This is a genomic window from Shewanella sp. CAL98-MNA-CIBAN-0140 (genome assembly GCF_040309905.1).
In the GTDB taxonomy this organism is placed as follows: Bacteria; Pseudomonadota; Gammaproteobacteria; order Enterobacterales; family Shewanellaceae; genus Shewanella; species Shewanella psychromarinicola.
The window spans coordinates 123,465-142,832 of the sequence record NZ_JBEOPI010000008.1; the positions used below are offsets into that span (position 1 = coordinate 123,465).

Annotated in this window: 12 protein-coding genes and 1 pseudogene; 10 read left to right on the plus strand and 3 right to left on the minus strand. The window is 43.2% G+C overall.

Annotation, left to right across the window (positions count from 1 at the left end; genetic code table 11):
* Positions 1–177 precede the first annotated feature (177 nt).
* The 5 genes and pseudogenes from AAEY93_RS06330 (at position 178) to AAEY93_RS06350 (ending at position 7,898) form a co-directional block, all read left to right on the plus strand.
* The gene (locus AAEY93_RS06330; RefSeq protein WP_124012816.1) at positions 178–1,326 is read left to right on the plus strand and encodes an efflux RND transporter periplasmic adaptor subunit; all 1,149 of its coding nucleotides are present in this window, start codon (positions 178–180) and stop codon (positions 1,324–1,326) included.
* Between the two features lie 9 nt (positions 1,327–1,335).
* Positions 1,336–4,491, plus strand: coding sequence for an efflux RND transporter permease subunit (locus AAEY93_RS06335; RefSeq protein ID WP_124012815.1), 3,156 nt, complete (start codon positions 1,336–1,338; stop codon positions 4,489–4,491).
* A 417-nt stretch (positions 4,492–4,908) separates the two neighbouring features.
* Complete coding sequence (locus AAEY93_RS06340) at positions 4,909–5,445, plus strand: hypothetical protein (protein WP_101033298.1); 537 nt, start codon at positions 4,909–4,911, stop codon at positions 5,443–5,445.
* A gap of 370 nt (positions 5,446–5,815) precedes the next feature.
* A pseudogene (locus AAEY93_RS06345) lies at positions 5,816–6,445 on the plus strand (lytic transglycosylase domain-containing protein); the annotation flags it as partial.
* An 82-nt stretch (positions 6,446–6,527) separates the two neighbouring features.
* The gene (locus AAEY93_RS06350; protein ID WP_372491461.1) at positions 6,528–7,898 is read left to right on the plus strand and encodes a M28 family peptidase; all 1,371 of its coding nucleotides are present in this window, start codon (positions 6,528–6,530) and stop codon (positions 7,896–7,898) included.
* A 127-nt stretch (positions 7,899–8,025) separates the two neighbouring features.
* Here AAEY93_RS06350 and AAEY93_RS06355 read toward each other — a convergent pair whose 3' ends face one another.
* Positions 8,026–8,871 (minus strand): 23S rRNA (adenine(2030)-N(6))-methyltransferase RlmJ, encoded by an 846-nt coding sequence (locus AAEY93_RS06355; RefSeq protein ID WP_351075482.1) that lies wholly within the window; start codon positions 8,869–8,871, stop codon positions 8,026–8,028.
* A gap of 129 nt (positions 8,872–9,000) precedes the next feature.
* On the opposite strand from AAEY93_RS06355, the gene AAEY93_RS06360 reads away from it, so the two are divergent.
* Positions 9,001–9,789, plus strand: a complete 789-nt coding sequence (locus AAEY93_RS06360; protein WP_351075501.1) for a class I SAM-dependent methyltransferase — start codon at positions 9,001–9,003, stop codon at positions 9,787–9,789.
* A 226-nt stretch (positions 9,790–10,015) separates the two neighbouring features.
* Positions 10,016–12,058 carry an SEL1-like repeat protein gene (locus tag AAEY93_RS06365; RefSeq protein WP_351075485.1) on the plus strand — a complete coding sequence of 681 codons (2,043 nt, stop codon included), beginning with the start codon at positions 10,016–10,018 and terminating at the stop codon, positions 12,056–12,058.
* Between the two features lie 56 nt (positions 12,059–12,114).
* On the opposite strand, the gene AAEY93_RS06370 is transcribed toward AAEY93_RS06365, so the two are convergent.
* Complete coding sequence (locus AAEY93_RS06370) at positions 12,115–13,323, minus strand: MFS transporter (protein WP_351075488.1); 1,209 nt, start codon at positions 13,321–13,323, stop codon at positions 12,115–12,117.
* Positions 13,324–13,429: 106 nt separating this feature from the next.
* On the opposite strand from AAEY93_RS06370, the gene AAEY93_RS06375 reads away from it, so the two are divergent.
* Positions 13,430–14,218: an AraC family transcriptional regulator gene (locus AAEY93_RS06375; protein ID WP_124012811.1), complete on the plus strand. Its 789-nt coding sequence runs from the start codon at positions 13,430–13,432 to the stop codon at positions 14,216–14,218.
* A gap of 390 nt (positions 14,219–14,608) precedes the next feature.
* Positions 14,609–16,012, plus strand: a complete 1,404-nt coding sequence (locus tag AAEY93_RS06380) for a methyl-accepting chemotaxis protein (protein WP_351075491.1) — start codon at positions 14,609–14,611, stop codon at positions 16,010–16,012.
* A 354-nt stretch (positions 16,013–16,366) separates the two neighbouring features.
* On the opposite strand, the gene AAEY93_RS06385 is transcribed toward AAEY93_RS06380, so the two are convergent.
* Entirely contained in the window at positions 16,367–17,128 is a 762-nt protein-coding gene (locus AAEY93_RS06385) for a substrate-binding periplasmic protein (protein ID WP_124012810.1), read from the minus strand.
* 421 nt (positions 17,129–17,549) lie between these two features.
* On the opposite strand from AAEY93_RS06385, the gene AAEY93_RS06390 reads away from it, so the two are divergent.
* On the plus strand, positions 17,550–19,226 hold the full coding sequence (locus AAEY93_RS06390) for a glucan biosynthesis protein G (protein ID WP_351075494.1): 1,677 nt from the start codon (positions 17,550–17,552) through the stop codon (positions 19,224–19,226).
* The last annotated feature ends 142 nt before the right edge of the window (positions 19,227–19,368 follow it).

The window sequence follows — 19,368 nt, forward strand, 5'->3', positions numbered from 1 at the left end:
TAGAGAACGTAAGCTTATTATTTATTTACAATTTATTCGCATGAGCTGAGTTGTTTGGTTTTTACACCTATGCGATAAAGTACACAGAAAATTTAACAGTTTAATATTAGCTACTTTCAAATGGGCTGCTCAACATTGAGGGTGACATATTGAAAATATATTGGAGTAGGAGCACTCATGCACAAAGCATTGAAAGTCGCCGCAGTTATTTCTGCAGCATTATGGATTACCGCTTGTGGTCAAGGGGATGAAAATGCCCAATCACAACAACCGCGGCCCCCTACACCTGTTGGCGTGATGACCGTTGAAGCGATTTCGCAATCGATTCAAGTTGAACTACCCGGGCGCAGTCGAGCATTTTTAGAAGCCGAAGTGCGTCCACAAGTCTCTGGTATTATAACCAAACGAGCTTTTACAGAAGGGACCGAAGTTGAGCAAGGTCAATCACTGTATCAAATTGATTCAGCCACTTATAGTGCAGCTCTTGTCAGTGCAGAAGCTGCTCTTGCGAGTGCAAATGCAGGGTTAGTCTCAGCAAAAGCGAAAGCCGCGCGTTATGCCGAGTTAGTGAAAACCAATGCCATTAGTAAGCAAGACTTTGATGAAGCAGAAGCGGCATATAAAGAAGCGCAAGCTTCAGTAACGGTTGCTAAAGCCGCCATTAATACAGCGACAATTAACCTTGAATATACTGAAGTGAAAGCGCCTATTTCAGGTCGTATTGGTAAATCAGCTGTGACCGCTGGCGCGTTAGTTACCGCCAATCAAAGTGCCACGCTAGCGACTATTCAACAGCTTGACCCGATTAATGTCGATATCGTTCAGTCGAGCGCACAACTACTGCGTTTAAAAGCGAACTTACGTTCTGGTGAGTTACTGAAAAGTAACAATGCCGAAGTGACCTTGGTGCTTGAAGACGGCAGGACCTACGAACAAGAGGGCATACTTCAATTTGCTGAAGTCAATGTTAATGAAACTACCGGTTCGGTAACCTTACGTGCAGAGTTCCCTAACCCTGACGGCATATTGTTACCTGGAATGTTTGTTCGTGCGCTATTAAATGCTGGCCAAGATCCACAAGCGATTTTAGTGCCGCAACGTGCGATTACGCGTAATTCCAAAGGTGAAGCCGTCGCAATGATTGTCAATCAAGACAACAATGTCGAAATGCGTGTAGTAAAAACAGCCGAAGTGATTGACCATCAATGGCGTATTGTTGATGGCTTATCTGCTGGTGATAAATTAATTGTTGAAGGATTACAAAAAATCCGCCCTGGTGTACCGGTTTCACCACAGGTTTTAACGGCTGACCAACCACAGAAATAGGGAATAATTATGGCTCGCTTTTTTATTGATCGCCCTATCTTTGCATGGGTGATTGCATTATTGATTATGCTCGCGGGTGTACTAGCCATTAGAGGCTTGCCCATTGCACAGTATCCGAGCATTGCACCACCAACTGTGGTGATCAGTGCTTTCTATCCTGGAGCTTCGGCTAAAACCATGGAAGACACGGTTACTCAGGTGATTGAGCAGCGCATGACGGGACTTGATCACTTACGCTATATCTCTTCAACCAGTGACAGTTTTGGTAATACCAAGATTACGTTAACATTCAACGCTGAGGCCGATCCTGATATTGCTCAAGTGCAAGTTCAGAATAAGCTGCAAGCGGCTACCCCCTTGTTACCTACTGAAGTTCAGCAACAAGGTGTACAAGTTAACAAGTCCAGTTCGGGCTTTTTAATGGTACTCGGTTTTGTGTCTGCTGATGGTTCAATGGGCAAAAGCGATATTTCTGATTATGTTGCTGCCAATGTTCAAGATCCAATGAGTCGTGTACCTGGGGTTGGTGAGATCACCCTTTTTGGTGCGCAATATGCTATGCGTATTTGGTTAGACCCGCTTAAGTTAACCCAATACAAATTAACCAGTATTGATGTTATTGCAGCGGTACGTGAGCAAAACGCACAAATATCAGCAGGTCAATTAGGTGGTGCTCCCTCGGTTGCAGGCCAAGAACTTAACGCGACCGTATCAGCGCAGAGTCGATTACAAACCCCAGAGCAATTTAAGCAAATTATTGTTAAATCTGACTCATCAGGTGCCAATGTTTATTTAGGCGATGTCGCCAGAGTCGAATTAGGCGCAGAAAGCTACGCGGTTGACTCATACTATAATGGTAAGCCTGCCTCAGGTTTAGCGTTTAAGTTAGCCACGGGTGCGAATGCGTTAGATACGGCGGAAGGTATTAAGACTAAAGTCAATGAGATGAAAGAGTTTTTCCCTCAAGGGCTTGAAGTTGTTTATCCCTATGACACCACGCCATTCATAGAGCAATCCATTGAAGGGGTTGTAGAGACACTGATAGAAGCCATTGTGTTGGTGTTCTTGATTATGTATCTGTTCTTGCAAAATTTTAGAGCCACACTTATTCCAACTATTGCTGTTCCGGTGGTGCTGTTAGGAACGTTTGCTGTGTTATCTGCATCAGGTTTTACCATCAATACCTTAACCATGTTTGCCATGGTCTTGGCCATTGGTTTGCTGGTGGATGACGCGATTGTGGTGGTTGAGAACGTTGAGCGGATCATGTCTGAAGAGGGCTTAAGCCCGCTTGAAGCCACCCGCAAGTCAATGGACCAAATCACCAGTGCCTTAGTCGGGATCGGTTTGACCTTGTCGGCGGTGTTTGTCCCAATGGCCTTTATGTCTGGTTCCACTGGAGTTATTTATCGTCAGTTCTCGATCACTATTGTATCGGCGATGGCCTTATCGGTATTTGTGGCGATTGTGCTGACACCGGCATTATGCGCCACCATGCTAAAGCCGATTAAAAAAGGCCATACCTATGCCGATACAGGTTTCTTCGGTTGGTTTAATAGCAAGTTTGATGCAATGACATCGCGTTATGAATCGAGTGTGGGCAGTATTCTTAAACGCTCTTTTCGAGTCATGTTGATTTACGTTGGTTTGGTTATCGCTGTGGGTTGGATTTTCTTACGCATGCCAACCGCATTCTTACCTGATGAAGACCAAGGCATCTTGTTCACTCAAGCAATTTTGCCAACCAATTCAACTCAAGAAAGCACGGTTAAGGTCTTAAAAGAGGTCTCTGATTATTACCTTACTGAAGAAAAAGACATTGTAAATTCAGTGTTTACCGTTGCAGGCTTTAGTTTTGCCGGTTCTGGGCAAAATATGGGTCTTGCGTTTGTGGGCTTAAAAGATTGGTCTACACGTGAGGCGCCGGGTGAAGATGTGAAATCGTTGGCGGGTCGAGCCATGGGCCGTTTTTCGCAAATCAAAGAGGCGTTAGTATTTGCCTTTGTGCCACCATCAGTGATTGAACTGGGTACTGCAAATGGTTTTGACGTCTATCTGAAAGACTTAAACGGTCAAGGGCATAGCAAGTTAATTGAGGCGCGTAATCAATTATTAGGCATGGCCTCACAAAACGCTAACCTTGTTGGGGTGCGTCCAAATGGTCAAGAAGATGCGCCGATATACAAAATTAATGTCGATCACGCTAAATTGCGTGCGTTAGACATTGATATCAACAGCGTCAACAGTGTCTTAGGAACGGCATGGGGTGGGTCATATGTAAATGACTTTATTGACCGTGGCCGAGTGAAAAAAGTTTATGTTCAAGGTGAGGCTAAATACCGTATGCAGCCTGGCGACTTAGACTCTTGGTATGTGCGTAACAACCTTGGCGAAATGGTACCGTTTTCGGCATTTGCATCAGGTACTTGGGAGTTCGGTTCGCCGCAATTACAACGCTTTAACGGTGTACCTGCAATCAATATTCAGGGCTCAACAGTACCAGGCTATAGTACCGGTGCTGCAATGGATGCGTTAGAAGAGATGGCCAAGAAACTACCGCCTGGTTATGGCTTAGAGTGGAATGGCTTATCGTACGAAGAACGTCTATCGGGTAACCAAGCACCGAGCTTATATGCTTTGTCGGTGTTAATCGTGTTCTTGGTACTCGCGGCGCTGTATGAAAGTTGGTCGGTACCATTGTCAGTTATTTTAGTGGTTCCCGTTGGGGTTATCGGTGCGCTATTGGCAATGAGTGCTCGCGGTTTACCTAATGACGTGTTTTTCCAAGTCGGCTTGTTAACTACGGTGGGCCTAGCGACTAAAAACGCCATCTTAATTGTCGAGTTTGCTAAGGAATACTACGAAAAAGGGTCGGGATTAATCGAGGCCACCTTGCATGCGGTGCGAGTGCGTTTACGTCCAATTCTGATGACTTCATTAGCATTTGGTCTAGGTGTACTGCCATTAGCCATTAGTTCTGGAGTGGGTTCTGGTAGTCAAAATGCCATTGGTACTGCGGTATTAGGCGGTATGATATCATCGACATTCTTAGGTATTTTCTTTGTGCCGCTATTCTTTGTGGTGGTTGAGCGCCTTTTCAGTAAGCGTGAAAAGCCCACTGCAGAAGAAGATGAGAAAGTCGATAACGATAGAAAAGATATTTAATTTTTTAAATCGTTAAGTTTAAAAGCCCAGTTTTGCTGGGCTTTTTTGTGTCTATTGTGTAGATGTCGGTATCGTCATTAATAAATTGCTTAAAGGGTGTTAAGTCAGCATTATTTAACGATATTCTTATTATTATTCGATAGAAAACTGTAAGAGTGTTTAAAAAACGCCCTTATCAACATTGATTTAGGTGGTTGATAAGGCTAAACATTAAAAATTTAACTGTAGAATGTTTGACCGTGTCAGTGCGGATACTTGTGTTATAGTTAAAATCTTAATCAAAACAGTTTATTAACATCTATAGGCACAGGGTTTATACTTTAGTGGTTGTTTTTTCGCTAAGGTTGCGCCGATAAAGATGAACTTTTGATTAAATTATGATTATGATAGCTAATAACAAGAATAAAGGATGTCATCATGCAGGCGCTGTTACTTAGCCTTACTTTAGCCACTATTTTGGCTTATCTTTGGTATGCCAGTTTACTTAAAAAACGCACTTCAGCCATTGAAGCACTGAAAGTGATCGACTCAAGAATTGATATGCGATTGACGCTGTTTACTGAGCTGTGTCAGGCCAGACCGTCTTACCATCCCTTAACGGATGATCAGCAAGCCCAATTACAGCAACTAAAACAACTGCAACCTCAGCATGATTGGGGACAACCCATTGAAGCGTCAAACGTGACGGGCGGCTCTTTGTCAGTATCGATTGCTGCTTGGCAACAAATTGATCAAGGTTTAGAGGCGTTATTAGCTACGGTGAATAAAGACAAGTTGAGTGAAGACAAGCTTGCCGAATATTTACAATTAGAACTCGATTTTGTTCACGCAGAAGATTTTTATCGTAAAGCTGTCGATGAGTTGAACAGTGGTGTTAAAATTTTCCCAGGTGCTGCTGTGGCTAAATTGGCTCGTATCGCGCCGATGCCGATATTTGATCAAGTGCATGATTAGCCCAATGATATGGCGTAATCGGCAGACGCTATTGGGTATCGGTATGCTGTTGTCTTGTGCTTGTGTACAAGTGCATGTACAAGCCAAACAAGTGGTTCATCCTGCCGTAGAAGAGGTTGTAAAACCGCAAATCAACGCTAAGTTTATTCCTGAGCAAACCACAGTAAAAAAACAGTTATCGTTACAACCATCTCAACGTACTACTACTGAAAATCTCATCGCGCCGACTCTCGAAGTGAATAATGTGATGAATCAAGGTAAAACTACATCGGTGAATGATCAGCCTGCGAATGATCAATGGTTATTGGACGCCGGCTTTGTCGGCGAAACACCGCAACAACGCACCCTGACCAATGATTATCCGTTAACGCAACCGAGCGGGGTTCCAAGTAAGCCTAGGGTGAAGGCCCTTTACTCCGAAAATGGTATTGTCAGTGATTTTGGCGTTGAAAAACGTAAAGTATATCAATACAAGCAAACCAACGGCGTGATGGTATTTAGTGATCAGCAACCATCACATCAAGACTTCCAAGTTTTACTGTATGAATGCTTTGCGTGTCGAGTCGATTCGGTTATCGACTGGTATAAGATCCCACTATTTACCTCACCTTTTACTACCGACGTTGCGTTGGCTGCGCGCCAATATCAGTTAGACCCGGCATTAATCCGCGCCGTTATCCATGCAGAGTCGGCATTTAAAATGCGAGCGCTATCAAAAGCTGGCGCCAAAGGCCTGATGCAATTAATGCCAGGGACTGCCAAGGACATGGGGGTGGATGATCCTTTTAATGCGCAACAAAATATTCGCGGTGGTAGCCGTTATCTTGCCCAGTTATTAAGTCAGTTTGACGGCGACATCGACTTAGCTTGTGCGGCATACAATGCCGGTCCGACTACTGTGATGCAATACAGCGGTATACCGCCCTATCCTGAAACACAAGCTTATGTGATGCGGGTAAAAATCTTATTAAAACGTTACCAAAAAGCATTATCCAGTTAATTTAAGGTATTTATTGATGAATCAACTAATTGAAAACGTTCAACCTAAGCGCGTTAAAATGAGTCGTACTAACGGTTATTGTATGGCCAGTATTACTGGGCTATTGGTATTAGGGGCTGCGGCGTTACCCGCATTTGCTGCAGACAAATCATCGCTAGTCGCCCCATCACAAGAAGATATGCGTTTATACGACATTGCTAGCGCACCACAAGCCAAACGAATTGAACAAGATCTTCGCACTTTAGTCAGTTTTGGTACCCGCCATACCTTGTCAGATACTGCATCGGACAAACAAGGTATTGGCGCGGCAAGGCGTTGGATTGAAGCAGAATTTAAGCGGATATCAACAGAGTGCGGCGGTTGTTTAGAGGTTATTACTGTGGGTGACACAGTTCAAGGCAAGCGAATCGCGAACCCAACGGAAGTGGTTAACGTTATCGCCATTCAACGCGGTAAAACCGACCCTAAGCGCGTAGTGATGATGAGCGGTGACATTGATTCGCGTGTCAGTGATGTATTGGATGCGACGTCGGTTTCTCCTGGAGCAAACGATAATGCATCGGGTGTTGCTGGAGCGCTAGAAGCTGCCAGAGTATTGTCAAAATATCAATTTAACGGCACGATTGTGTATGCGGCGTTGTCGGGCGAAGAGCAAGGCTTGTATGGCGGTAATATTTTAGCTGACTATGCCAAAGCGCAAAATTGGCAAGTGCAAGCAGTATTAAACAACGACATGATTGGCAATATCTCTGGCATTAATGGGGTGATTAATAATAGTAGTGTACGGGTGTTTTCTGAAGGGGTACGTTTTACCGAAACCGCAGAAGAAGCCAAACAGCGTTATTTTAGCGGCGGCGAGAATGATTCCGCGTCACGTAATCTAGCCCGTAAAATTAAGTCATTAGCTGACCAATACATGACTAATTTGGAGGTGATGCTAGTGTATCGCCTCGACCGCTTTGGCCGTGGTGGTCATCATTTACCGTTTAATCAGGCCGGTTTACCAGCCGTTCGTATCATGGAAACCAACGAGAACTATAATCGCCAACATCAAGATATTCGTGTTGAAAACGGCATTGCGTATGGTGATGTGATTGACGGGGTAGATTTTGATTTTACTGCTAAGCTCACCACATTAAATGCCCTTAGTTTAGCCTCAATGGCGTGGGCGCCCGCGCCGCCAACCAAGGTTACCATTGCAGGGCAAGTGTCACCGAGCACTACGTTAAGCTGGGCAAAGAGTGACGATAAAACCATTGTCGGCTATCGCATTTATTGGCGATTAACGACAGTGCCACAATGGACTCATAGTCGCTATGTCGGCAAAGTGGATCAGTTCACCTTAGATAATATGGTTATCGACAACTATCTATTTGGCGTCGCGAGTGTCGCTGCCAATGGTAATGTCAGCCCCGTGGTATTTCCAGGCGCTGCAGGGGCATTTTTTAAATAAAAATCCGTAATGTATATTAAAGATAATCATCAAAAATGCCCAAACAGTTGCTGCTGTTTGGGCATTTTTATATATCAGTACTCATTAATAAAACCGTACAGCAGAATGAATAGAATGGGTATAATAATTATTCGCCCACTTCCCACTTTACCGTCGTTTTTCCGTCGGCATGGCCTAATAAAGGCGCTAAATAATCCAGTGCTTCTTTAGCCAATACATCCATTTGCCAAGGAGGATTAATCACCCATAAACCAGCAGCCGTCATGCCAAACTCATCACTGTCGGCATTAATCGCTTGCTCAATACGCAGTTGTTTCTTAATGCCGCTATTTTTGAGCAGGGTTAACATCGCCTCAGTTTGCTCACGTTTCACTACCGGATACCATAAAATAAATGTCCCAGTCGCAAAACGCTTATGGGCTTTAATGAGGGTTTCTGCAACATCTTGATAGTCAGTTTTCATTTCATAGCTAGGGTCAATTAATATTACTCCGCGGCGCTCTAATGGCGGTACCGCGGCAATTAATCCCTGCAAACCATCGCCTTTAATGACTTTGACTTGCTTGTCTTTAATAAAATAATTTTCAAGTAATTCATGATCAGTAATGTGCAGTTCGTGTAACACCATACGGTCTTGCGGGCGAAGTTCAACATCGACAATGGCTGGTGAGCCAGGGTAAACCGTTAACTCGCCATCAAATTCAGCGTTAAAGTGTCGTACCGATTCAACATAATCGGCTAATGTGCTGGGTAAATTAGCGTGGTCCCATAATTTGGCAACACCCTCTAAGTATTCACCGGTCTTTTGGGCAAACTCATCGGTTAACGAGTACGCGCCTGCGCCTGCATGAGTATCGATATACACATAAGGTTTATCTTTTTTCTGCATCGCTTTTAATACTTGAATAAGCATTGCGTGCTTAAGTACATCGGCATAATTGCCTGCATGATAACCGTGACGATAACTGAGCATGGGCGTTTCCATTAACTAAATGAGACAGTAAAACTGTGTAATAGTGACATTATAAGTGGTCTAGCGCGCGAGGTATAGGTGTTCACTGGTGATGGCTTTTGGCATAATGGCGTAGTTTCTTACATTGGCATGGTAATCATCTTGTTGCAGACACCTATCTTCTTTAATCAGCAGTATCCTTCATTAGTCGATATCGCCCAGCGCTGGCACTTGGTGTGGGACAACGACGCTGCTTTTGAATTGCGTTTTGAGCAAAACTGCTTAAGTTTGCATAAGCGTGATGAGCCTAAGCTTGATGGCATTAGTGTCGATTTTGTCTCTGGTGCAGTGGCGCATCGCCGCAAGTTTGGTGGCGGTCGAGGCCAATCAATTGCCAAAGCGGTCGGACTAAAGCAAGGCGTCACGCCGACCGTTGTCGATGGCACTGCTGGCTTAGGCCGTGATGCATTTGTACTGGCCAGCCTAGGTTGTAAGGTCATTATGGTTGAACGTAATCCCGTGGTCGCAGCCTTGTTAGAAGACGGTTTACGCCGAGCCTATGAAGATGCCGAAATCGGTCAGTGGATGCGCGAGCGGATGAGCTTATTTCACGGTTCAAGTATTAATGCATTAGCCGATGTAGTGAAAACTAGCACTAGCACTAACGTCAGCGAAATTGATGTGGTTTACCTCGACCCGATGTACCCACACCGCGAAAAATCAGCTCTGGTTAAAAAAGAGATGCGCGTGTTCCAAACCTTAGTCGGCGCAGACCTCGATGCTGATGGACTATTAGCCCCCGCAATCGCCTTAGCCACAAAAAGAGTCGTAGTAAAGCGTCCAGATTACGCCGGCGATCTTGATGGGGTAAAACCCAGCATGATCATCGCAAGTAAGAAAAATCGTTTTGACGTGTATGTTCGCGCTGCGATGAAATAGCTTCTATTTTGAAGGCAGAAGTTAGTGTGCCACTTGTGTCGCTGAACCCATATATAGAGCATGACGCTTATGTAGAACTTTGTTGTGCGGAATAAATGGAAGTTTAATAACTTCATGATATTAAATGTTTTTATAATAAAAACTAAACAGTAACCTAAGTGATATTTATTATTGTGGGCTCACTAGTCATGATGTTGAAATGCTAAATTATCGTTAAAGGAATAACATGTATCACCTTCTTCTTATCACTCTGATCGCTGGACTTTTAGCTGCTTGTTCATCGACATCTAGCAATAATGACAAAACCAAAACGGATACGAATCTTCATAGCAGTGATGATAAATTACGTTTAGCAGAGTCGTATTATAAGAACAATCAGCCAGAGAAAGCATTAACACTCTATCAGCAAGCAGCAAATGACGGTAATGCTAGAGCTCAGGGTGAATTGGGGTTGATTTATGACCTAGGTGCTTTAGGGGTTAAAGAAGATAATGCTCTTGCATTCCATTGGTATAATAAAGCCGCGAAACAAAATGACCCTCAATCCTTTGTTAATTTGGCTTCTTTTTATCGTGAAGGTGAATTTGTAGAAAAAGAACTTGATAAAGCGATTTTCTATTATCAAAAAGCACTTAATCAAAAGTTTGCCATGGCAAATTGCGAGTTAGGGTACCTGTATCTAGATGAACCAAGTTATCAAGATTTACACAAAGCCGAGGCTAACTTCCTTATGGGGGCGGAGTCAGAACAAGTACCTTGTTATTTGGGGCTAGCTTATCTTTATGACTTTGAACAAAATGATCAACAGCAAGCTTTTCGATGGTACAAATTGGCGGCTGATAGTGATTCAGCAATTGCGCAGTATAACCTTGCTCTCATGTATATTAATGGGGCTGGAGCTGACAAAAACATCCAACTTGGGCATGAATATTTAGCCATTGCTGTAGAGCATAATTATCCTTTTGCTGTTGGTTATCTTGCTAAAACATATGATTTTGGCTGGAATGTTGGTGAGGATAAATTAGCTGCTGTAGAGCTTTATCATAAAGCCGCAGAGCTTGGTGACGCAGACTCGCAAGTCAATTTGGGTATGTTTTATGAAAATGGTGAGTATGTTTCCCAAAACATTCAAACAGCTTTACAACTCTATAAGATGGCTGCCGATCAAGGTAATGCGCTCGCGTTAAATAATATTGCAGTACTCTATTTAAACGGTGAAAAAGTAGAGAAAGATTTATCAACTGCGGTACCGTTTTTTTATAAAGCAGCTTCATTAGGTAATCCAAATGCACTCACAAACTTAGGTGTAATGTATCGTTTCGGCAATGGTGTGCAACAAGATGATAAACAATCATTTTCTTACCTTAAGCAAGCTGCAGATTTAGGCTTTAAAGCTGCTTATAAGCATCTGGGTATTAGTTATCATTTAGGCAAAGGGACTGAGAAGAATGATAAGTTAGCGCTATCATATCTATTGGATTCAGTTAACCATAGTGCTAACTCAGCTTATTATAGTGGGGTTATTTATTCGCAAAGTTCCGAGGTTACTCATGATTTTGACAAAGCCATTACTTACTTTGAAAAAGCATATGAGCTAGGGCGTCAACAGACTGGTTCGAATCTTGGTTGGATATATGAAACTGCAAGTCCAGAACATCATAATATTCAAAAGGCCATTAACTGGTATCAACAAAGTCTTTCAAGTTCTTATTCATGTATTAGGCTAGCCAAGTTATATCTAAAAGGTGAGGGTGTAGCCAAAGACCTCGATAAGGGGTTTGAGCTTTACCGTGAATATGCACGAATAGAAAAGGCCGATGCAGATGCGCTTATTGGTAATCTATACTTTTTCGGCGATGTAGTTGAACAAGATTATCAAAAAGCTAAGTTGCACTTTGAAAGGGCAATCGCCAATAAGCAGCTCACTGCTGCTAATAACCTGGGCGAAATGTATCGCTTAGGAACGGGTGTGCCACAAGATATACACAAAGCAATTTCACTCTATGAAGCCTCTATAGACTGGGGTGGAATAATTGCCATGGTGAATCTTAGTGAAATTTATTTGAATGGCGAAGGGGTAGCGGTTAACGAAAAGCTCGGTTTGAGTTGGTTAACTAAAGCCGCTGAGCTTGGACAGAACGATGCTCAATATGCTTTGGGAAAGCGATTGATTGGCAACCAAGATCAAGTTGAAGGTGATAAATGGATAAAGCAAAGTGCTGAATTAGGTAATGAAAAAGCGCTTAAATATCTCAACCGAAGTCTTTAATGTTTTCCAATAGCAAATCGGCTATCACGATTTCGAAGTAGCCGATTTGTGGTTTTTTAGCTAGCCGACTTATGTAAGGTGGTATTTCTGCCGCCAGCGAAACCGCATAACGCACACAACACAGCTGCAATAGCACATAACCATAATGGCGCATCCCAATTGCCTGTTGCAGTGTGCAGCGCGCCTGCCACCATGGGACCAACTGCCGCCAGTAAATAACCGACACTTTGCGACATACCAGAAAGTGACGCAGCTTGATGCGGGTCATCGGTGCGTAAACTAATAAACGACAGCCCCAAAATAAAACACGCCCCAGAGCAAAAGCCCAGCATTAGCGTCCATACAAAGGCAAAGTGAGGCATATACAGCAGCCCAAGTGCGCTGCCGGCGCTCAGTAGTGCCAGAATAAAGCTCAGCGCGCTTTGATCTTTTAACTTCGCCAGCAGTGGTATTAATACTAAGCCAGGTAATGCTGTCGCTATTTGAAAAGCGCCATGATACGCCCCCGCTTCAACGGCCGAGTGGCCGGTATCGGTCAATATGCTTGGCAACCAAGTAATGATGATGTAATTCAGAAATGAGTTTAGGCCTAATAACAAACTAATTTGCCAGGCTAATAAATAACGCCATACACTTTTTGATGGTGCCGATTGGTGTGCGCAATAGGTCGGTTTAGTGTGTTTGCCCAGTTGTGCTGTCCACACAATTAAGCTGGCAACCGTGATGATGCCTGCCGAGCCAAGTGCCAGTTGCCAGCCCAAACCGTTTAGTTGACTAAGCGGGAATACCAACGCAGAAAAACCACCTGATGTTACCCCCATCGTCAGCACGTAGGCCGAGGTCATGAGTGCCACTTTAGTGGCAAAATCACGTTTAATGAGGCTTGGTAATAATACGTTAGCAATCGCAATGCCTACGCCAATAATGGCGGTACCGATAAATAGCATGGTTGATGAATTGATAAAACGAGTCGCAATGCCTAACAATATCAGGATTAACGCGGCAAACAAGGCATGCTCTAAGCCTTGTTTTCTCGCAAAAAAAGCCGCCATGGGTGAAACAATTGCAAAGGCAATTAACGGCAGTGTGGTTAAGTAACCTGCTTGAGGATCGGTTAGGCCAAAGTGACTAATAATTTGCTCCAGCACTGGCGCAATACCGGTAAAAGGCGCGCGTAAATTAGCCGCAATAAGCAAAATACCTATCACCAGCAATATGCCTGAGAAGCGAGATTGCGGTTTTTGAGTTAACGTAAGTGCCGTCATAAGGTGCTTTTGTTTTTATAGCAAAATAATGGCCGCTAGTATAAAGATTTTGCGGGCGATATAATTTAGAAATAGTGACATTAAATAACTAAAAACTGACAAAACTATGTTTGAAACCATTGGCTGGGATGAAATCAAAAATTTTGAATATATGGACCAACCCATTATAGCCAAAATAGAGCAGGCTTGTGCTAGCCATGAAATTCCTTTACACACTCATCCCAAAGGGCAGCTAATTTTAGCTTTGCATGGTTATGTCACCTGTGAGGTATCTGCAAAAATGTGGATGGTGCCAACCCATAGTGCTATTTGGATCCCGGCAAATAAAGTTCATAGTAACCGCGCGTCAGATAACGCTGAGTTATGCCACTTATTTATTGATGGCAATATGCCCGGTATGCCACAAAATACCTGCACCTTGGCGATTACGCCCTTAGTTAAAGAGCTGATGTTTGCGCTTGCTGGGAGCAATCAGCATTACGGTTCACACAGCAAAACCGCCCGGCTTGCGCAGGTATTATTTGAGCAACTTACTGAGATGCCTATTCAGCATTTAGATTTTGTACTCTCTAAAAATAGGGTCATTCAGGCGATGAGCCAACAATTGATAAGTCAGCCTGGCGAGAGAAAAACACTGCCGCAATGGGCCGAACAATTTGCATTAACAGAGCGCACATTGGCGCGACTGATTACAAAAGAAACCGGGATGACATTTGGGAAATGGCGAACGCAGCTGCATATTATTACTTCGCTGCAAGCGCTCTCAGACAACCAAAGTGTGCAACAGGTTTCTGAGTTATTAGGCTATGAGTCGGTAAGTGCGTTTATTACCATGTTTAAAAAAGTCATGAAAACATCACCGATGAAATATATGAACGGGTTAAATGCTTACTAATGATACTCACCTAAGCTCGGGATAATGATAACGTTATCTCTAATCTTGCAAGGACGGGATCCGCTAAGTCATTTTTTGTTGGGCTCGTTTATTGCGGGCGTAGCTTGCTGAGGCAATATTTCGGGACATACTTACGATTCTTTATACCACAACGCCCCTTTGGCTAAGGTTATCAGTTTGTGATTATTCAGTTGCCATAAGTGTCATGAGTAACATTCTTTGTGATCTAGGCATCACTTTAGTTATTTAGAATTATCTGATAGCGATAGTCATATATTGTTTATAACATTCATCGAGTTGAGTGTTTTGTATATCAATAATACTGGCTGAAGGAACCTTGTAAGCCACACTCGGTAGTCACTGTTTCATTTTTTTGTTGGAGATATCATCGTGAAAGAGGTTGCATTCCGTTGGGTAGATAAGTATCTGATCAACGTAAAACTACAGGAAAATTTTCTTGTTCTTTTCTTCACTGCATTGTTTGCTATTGTGGTTATTGGCGTGAGTTTGACTGACGCCGCATCTTCGCAGCGTACTGTAGAGGCGCAAAAACAAGTCGATGTGATTGCCAAATTGGCATCTGCTACTCAATTATCCGCAGCTGAATTGGCGCCATTACTGCAACATTCCGCGATTAAAATTGACCGTAATACCGATATTTCAGCTCAGGTGTCAGGTCAGGATTATTCACTCAGTTATGTTGGTAGCAACAGCTTTTTGACTGGATTAGGCCTGTGGCACATCATTGCCATTAGCTTGAGTTTATTATTGATGCTTGTTTGCTCCCACTATATTAAGACGTTTATTGGCGGCGGCCTATTTCATATTTATGAAGCATTGAGAAAGTTAGCCGAGGGCGATCTTGCTGCTCGTATTGGTTATGCGCCATCACGAAATGAATTCAATTTGATCGCCAGAACCGTTGATCGGGTTTCAGAGCGAGAGCATCTGTTGGTGAAAACCACTCAAGAAGCGGTTGCGCTTATTCAACAAATTAGTGCCCAGTTACGTGTTCGTAGTGATGAAAATACCCAGTTGGCCAGCGTGCAGCAAGACCGCATTGATTCGCTAGCCAGTGCCACTGAAGAAATGGCGGTCTCGATCAGAGAGGTTGCCAGTCACGCCCAAGAATCGTCGACGCAAATATCGCGTGCAACAGAAAAAACCACGCAAGGACAAGCTCAGATCCAAAAAACATTAGTAGAGATTAATCATTTGGCTGGCGAAGTTCGTGGTGCCTCTGTTGCCGTTGCTGAACTCGATACCAGTGCGACTAAAATTGGTGATGTGATTGCAACGATTAATGCCATCTCTGACCAAACTAACTTGCTGGCCCTTAATGCTGCAATTGAAGCTGCTCGAGCAGGCGAACATGGCCGCGGATTCTCAGTGGTTGCCAGTGAAGTGAAAACCTTAGCGGGTAGAACTCAAACGGCGACAGTTGAGATCCAAAAAATCATTGAAACCCTGCAGACCAATAGCCAAAGTGTGATGAGCGTGATGGCGAAAACAGTCACCGAAGCGGGATCAAGCGAACAGTTGATGACTTATGCCAGCCAAAGTATTAGTGAGATTGCCGAGCAAAATCAGCATATCTCCGATAGAAGTTTAGAAATTGCCGCCGCGGCTGAAGAGCAAGGTGCTGTGGCCGATAATATTGCCAGTGATGTCGACTCTGTCAGAAGTAGCTCTATTCAAGTGATGGACTTAGTGACTACCACGGCTTCAGAAATCGAGCGTTTGAGCCGTCAGGCGGATGTGTTGGAAGGTTTAATGAAGGATTTGATTGTTTAAGCATTTATTTAAGCATTAATTTAAGCATTTATTGGGGCGATTTCAGTTATTGGCGTCGCCCTCTTAATGGTGTTATTTCTCATGGTGATGCTTTGCGGTCACCTAACTCACGATTAACGATTAACTTTATTTTTTTGGCGGTAATATAATAAGGGCAAGAATTGCCTCAATAGCGCCTAGCTTAAGCGAATTTCAACATTAGCCGATAGGTTTGCCCAGTTTGGTTTTCGGCCCAGTGGCCCGAGATGAAGCAACATGGCCATGCATAGACACTCCATATAGCACAGTGGTTCCACATCAACTAGCTTGCGTTGACAACATATTAGGGAGCCTTTACCTAATACCCTATCCCCATTACGGCTGAATTGTCTTCTGTATTGAAGCATCCAGAGTGGCTTGGACATCAAATTTTGATAGGCCTCTATTAATAATCGCTAGCCACTTTTCCCCCTGCGGATTATTACCAAATGCAATGTGTAAACTCTTCTGTTTTAGAACTTTTTTGTTCATTTGCACAAGGGAGGTAATTTTTGCTACTTGTGGATCTGACTTCAAATACTGGTAGACATTGACGTCAATCACTATGGTATCAATACGTCCAGCTGCCAATTTCAATATGTTTTGTCTCTCATTGTTGGCTGTTTCATATTTCTGACTTCCATCAAGTATCATTTTATCGATTTTTACCGTATTCACAAAGCCATTAACAACCCCTAATACATATTGGTTTAAGTCACTCTCTTTACTCCAAATGATAGGCTTTGCTTTACGTTCAAGTAAGCCTATCGGACTCATTCCTAAAGAATTAGAAAATAGAAAATCATTTGAAGTCATCATATATTCAGGGAAATAACCAACAATCTTGCCTATCTTCACCATTCGTATGGCACGATTCCAGGGTAAAACCGTGACGTTAAGCTTATGCCCTTCATAGCTTAATGCTTGTTCAACTATTTGACTGGTAATTCCAGCATCAATTAATTGTGATCCTGTGAATGGTGGCCATTCAAGAGTGGAGAGTTCCAGTGTTTCAGTCATAGCGTTACAAGATATTATCAAAGTCAATAATGCACTTAAGCATAAGATGTTGAACCTAGCTGATAACGCTGAAATCATTTTGGCTCCCTAACCTATTACCTTGTTGTTATAAAACTATAAATTCTAATGATTAATATCAATAATCATTAGAGAGACACTGTCACTCAGACACTAGAACAGCATAAAAATGAGTAATAGAAACAATAATTAATCTGTCGTATAGATTTAATTGTAGTTGGGATTGATGACATTAGGATTGCTTTAACCATATAAAAATTATTATGTTAATTTTTCATGCAAGCAAGTGTGATATTTGGCTATATCAATAGATTAAAATGTTATTACCGTTAGTCGGCTTTATCTATAAATGCCTGTGCAATTTTTTGCCATTCTGATATCTTTCGCGCAATCTAATGTGGGGTTGTATCCAAAGATATTTTGCAGCAATTACCGCGTTAAAAAATGCACGTTAACGCTGTTTATTTTGGGTTGCCTATCTATGGTTAGCTTACTGAATTTTCGCATATTTGTTTCATCTAAAACGCTAAAAAAAGGGCTGACGAGCTTGTCGTTAGCCATTGCCGCAGGACTTTGTTTTAACCTTACGGCACAAGAATCAAACACGCCTATCACTGTCCCACCGAGTGTGACCATACCGCTGCAGACTTACGCAGATGAAAAATTACCGCTTAAAGCGCAAAATACCGAAGAAGTGCCAACTAAAGTACGTTTTGCGAAAACGGCCAATTTTGATCCTGATTCCGTGGTTAAAATAGCCCGCCGAATAGCCCAAAAACCGTATGGGGTTCTTAATGATCCATTACCGCCTGGTTTGGCCAAAATCTCTTATGATGAATATCGAGATATTCGCTTTAAGCCAGAAGCCTCCATTTGGAAAGCCGAAGGCTTGCCTTATCAAATGCAGCTATTTCATCGTGGTTTCTATTTCCAAGATTTAATTGAAATTGCCTTGGTCGAAGGCAATCAAGCAACCCATTTGGCCTATAATTCGGGATTTTTTACTGCTGGCGATGTGCTTAGCCAAAAGTTACCGACACAAGATATTGGCTATTCAGGTTTACGCATTCATTACCCGCTGAATAACCCAGCGTATTTTGATGAATTAATGGTATTCCAAGGGGCGAGTTATTTCCGTGCCTTGGGTAAAGGTAGCGATTACGGCTTGTCTTCAAGGGGCTTAGCGTTAAATACCGCAGAGCCTGAAGGCGAAGAATTTCCTATATTTCGTGCCTTTTGGGTTGAACGCCCAAACAGTGACAGCAATTTAATCGTGGTGCATGCATTGCTAGACAGTCCTAGCGTTGCTGGGGCGTATCGATTTTCTGTTAGGCCTGGCGATAATACTCATATCGATGTGGAAGCGACCTTATTTCCGCGCAAAGAGTTAGTCAAAGTGGGCTTGGCTCCTAGCACGAGTATGTTTTTACACTCGATGAATGGTCGTCAAAACACCGATGATTTTCGGCCTGAAGTGCACGACTCCGATGCGCTATTAATATTAAACGGTCGTGGCGAACGCTTATGGCGGCCATTGGCTAACCCAAAGCAATTACAGGTGAGTGCCTTTATGGATAACTCGCCTCAAGGTTTTGGCTTAATTCAACGCGAACGCAGTTTTGAAGCTTATCAAGACCTCGAAGCTCACTATGAACGTCGCCCAAGTTTATGGGTTGAACCGGTCGGAAATTGGGGTGCAGGTGAGGTGGTGTTGACCGAAATACCGACTGATTCTGAAATTCATGACAATATCGTCAGTTATTGGAAACCCAAACAACCTATCGCCGCAGGCAGCGAGTTTCATTTTACCTATCGTTTAATTTGGGGTGATGAGCCCGAAGTAGATGATGGCACTGTTATTGTTGCGCGCACTGCTAGCGGCCGAGCTGATATTGCTAAAGCCACGCCAAGGCGCTTGTTTGTTGTCGACTATCAAGTTAAAGCCGGCAATAACGATGAAATGCCCGTTGTGAAAGTCCAAAGTTCAGCGGGCGTTATCACCAATGTAGTCGTGTCTCGTCAGCCAAAAAACAATGGTTATCGTTTGGCATTTGAAATGGACCCACAAGATGCGGAATTGATTGAGCTGCGTGCTGAGCTTAAGTTTACTAGCCCACGCGAAGTCGAAACCTGGCTTTACCGTTGGACTCGGTCATAGCAAACATGATGCAGACTGAATCTATTACTCGCGACACTATTACCCGCGACACTATTACCCGCGATACTAGGATAAGCGACACTAGGATAAGCGACACTAGGATAAGCGACACTAGGATAAGCGACACTAGGATAAGCGACAC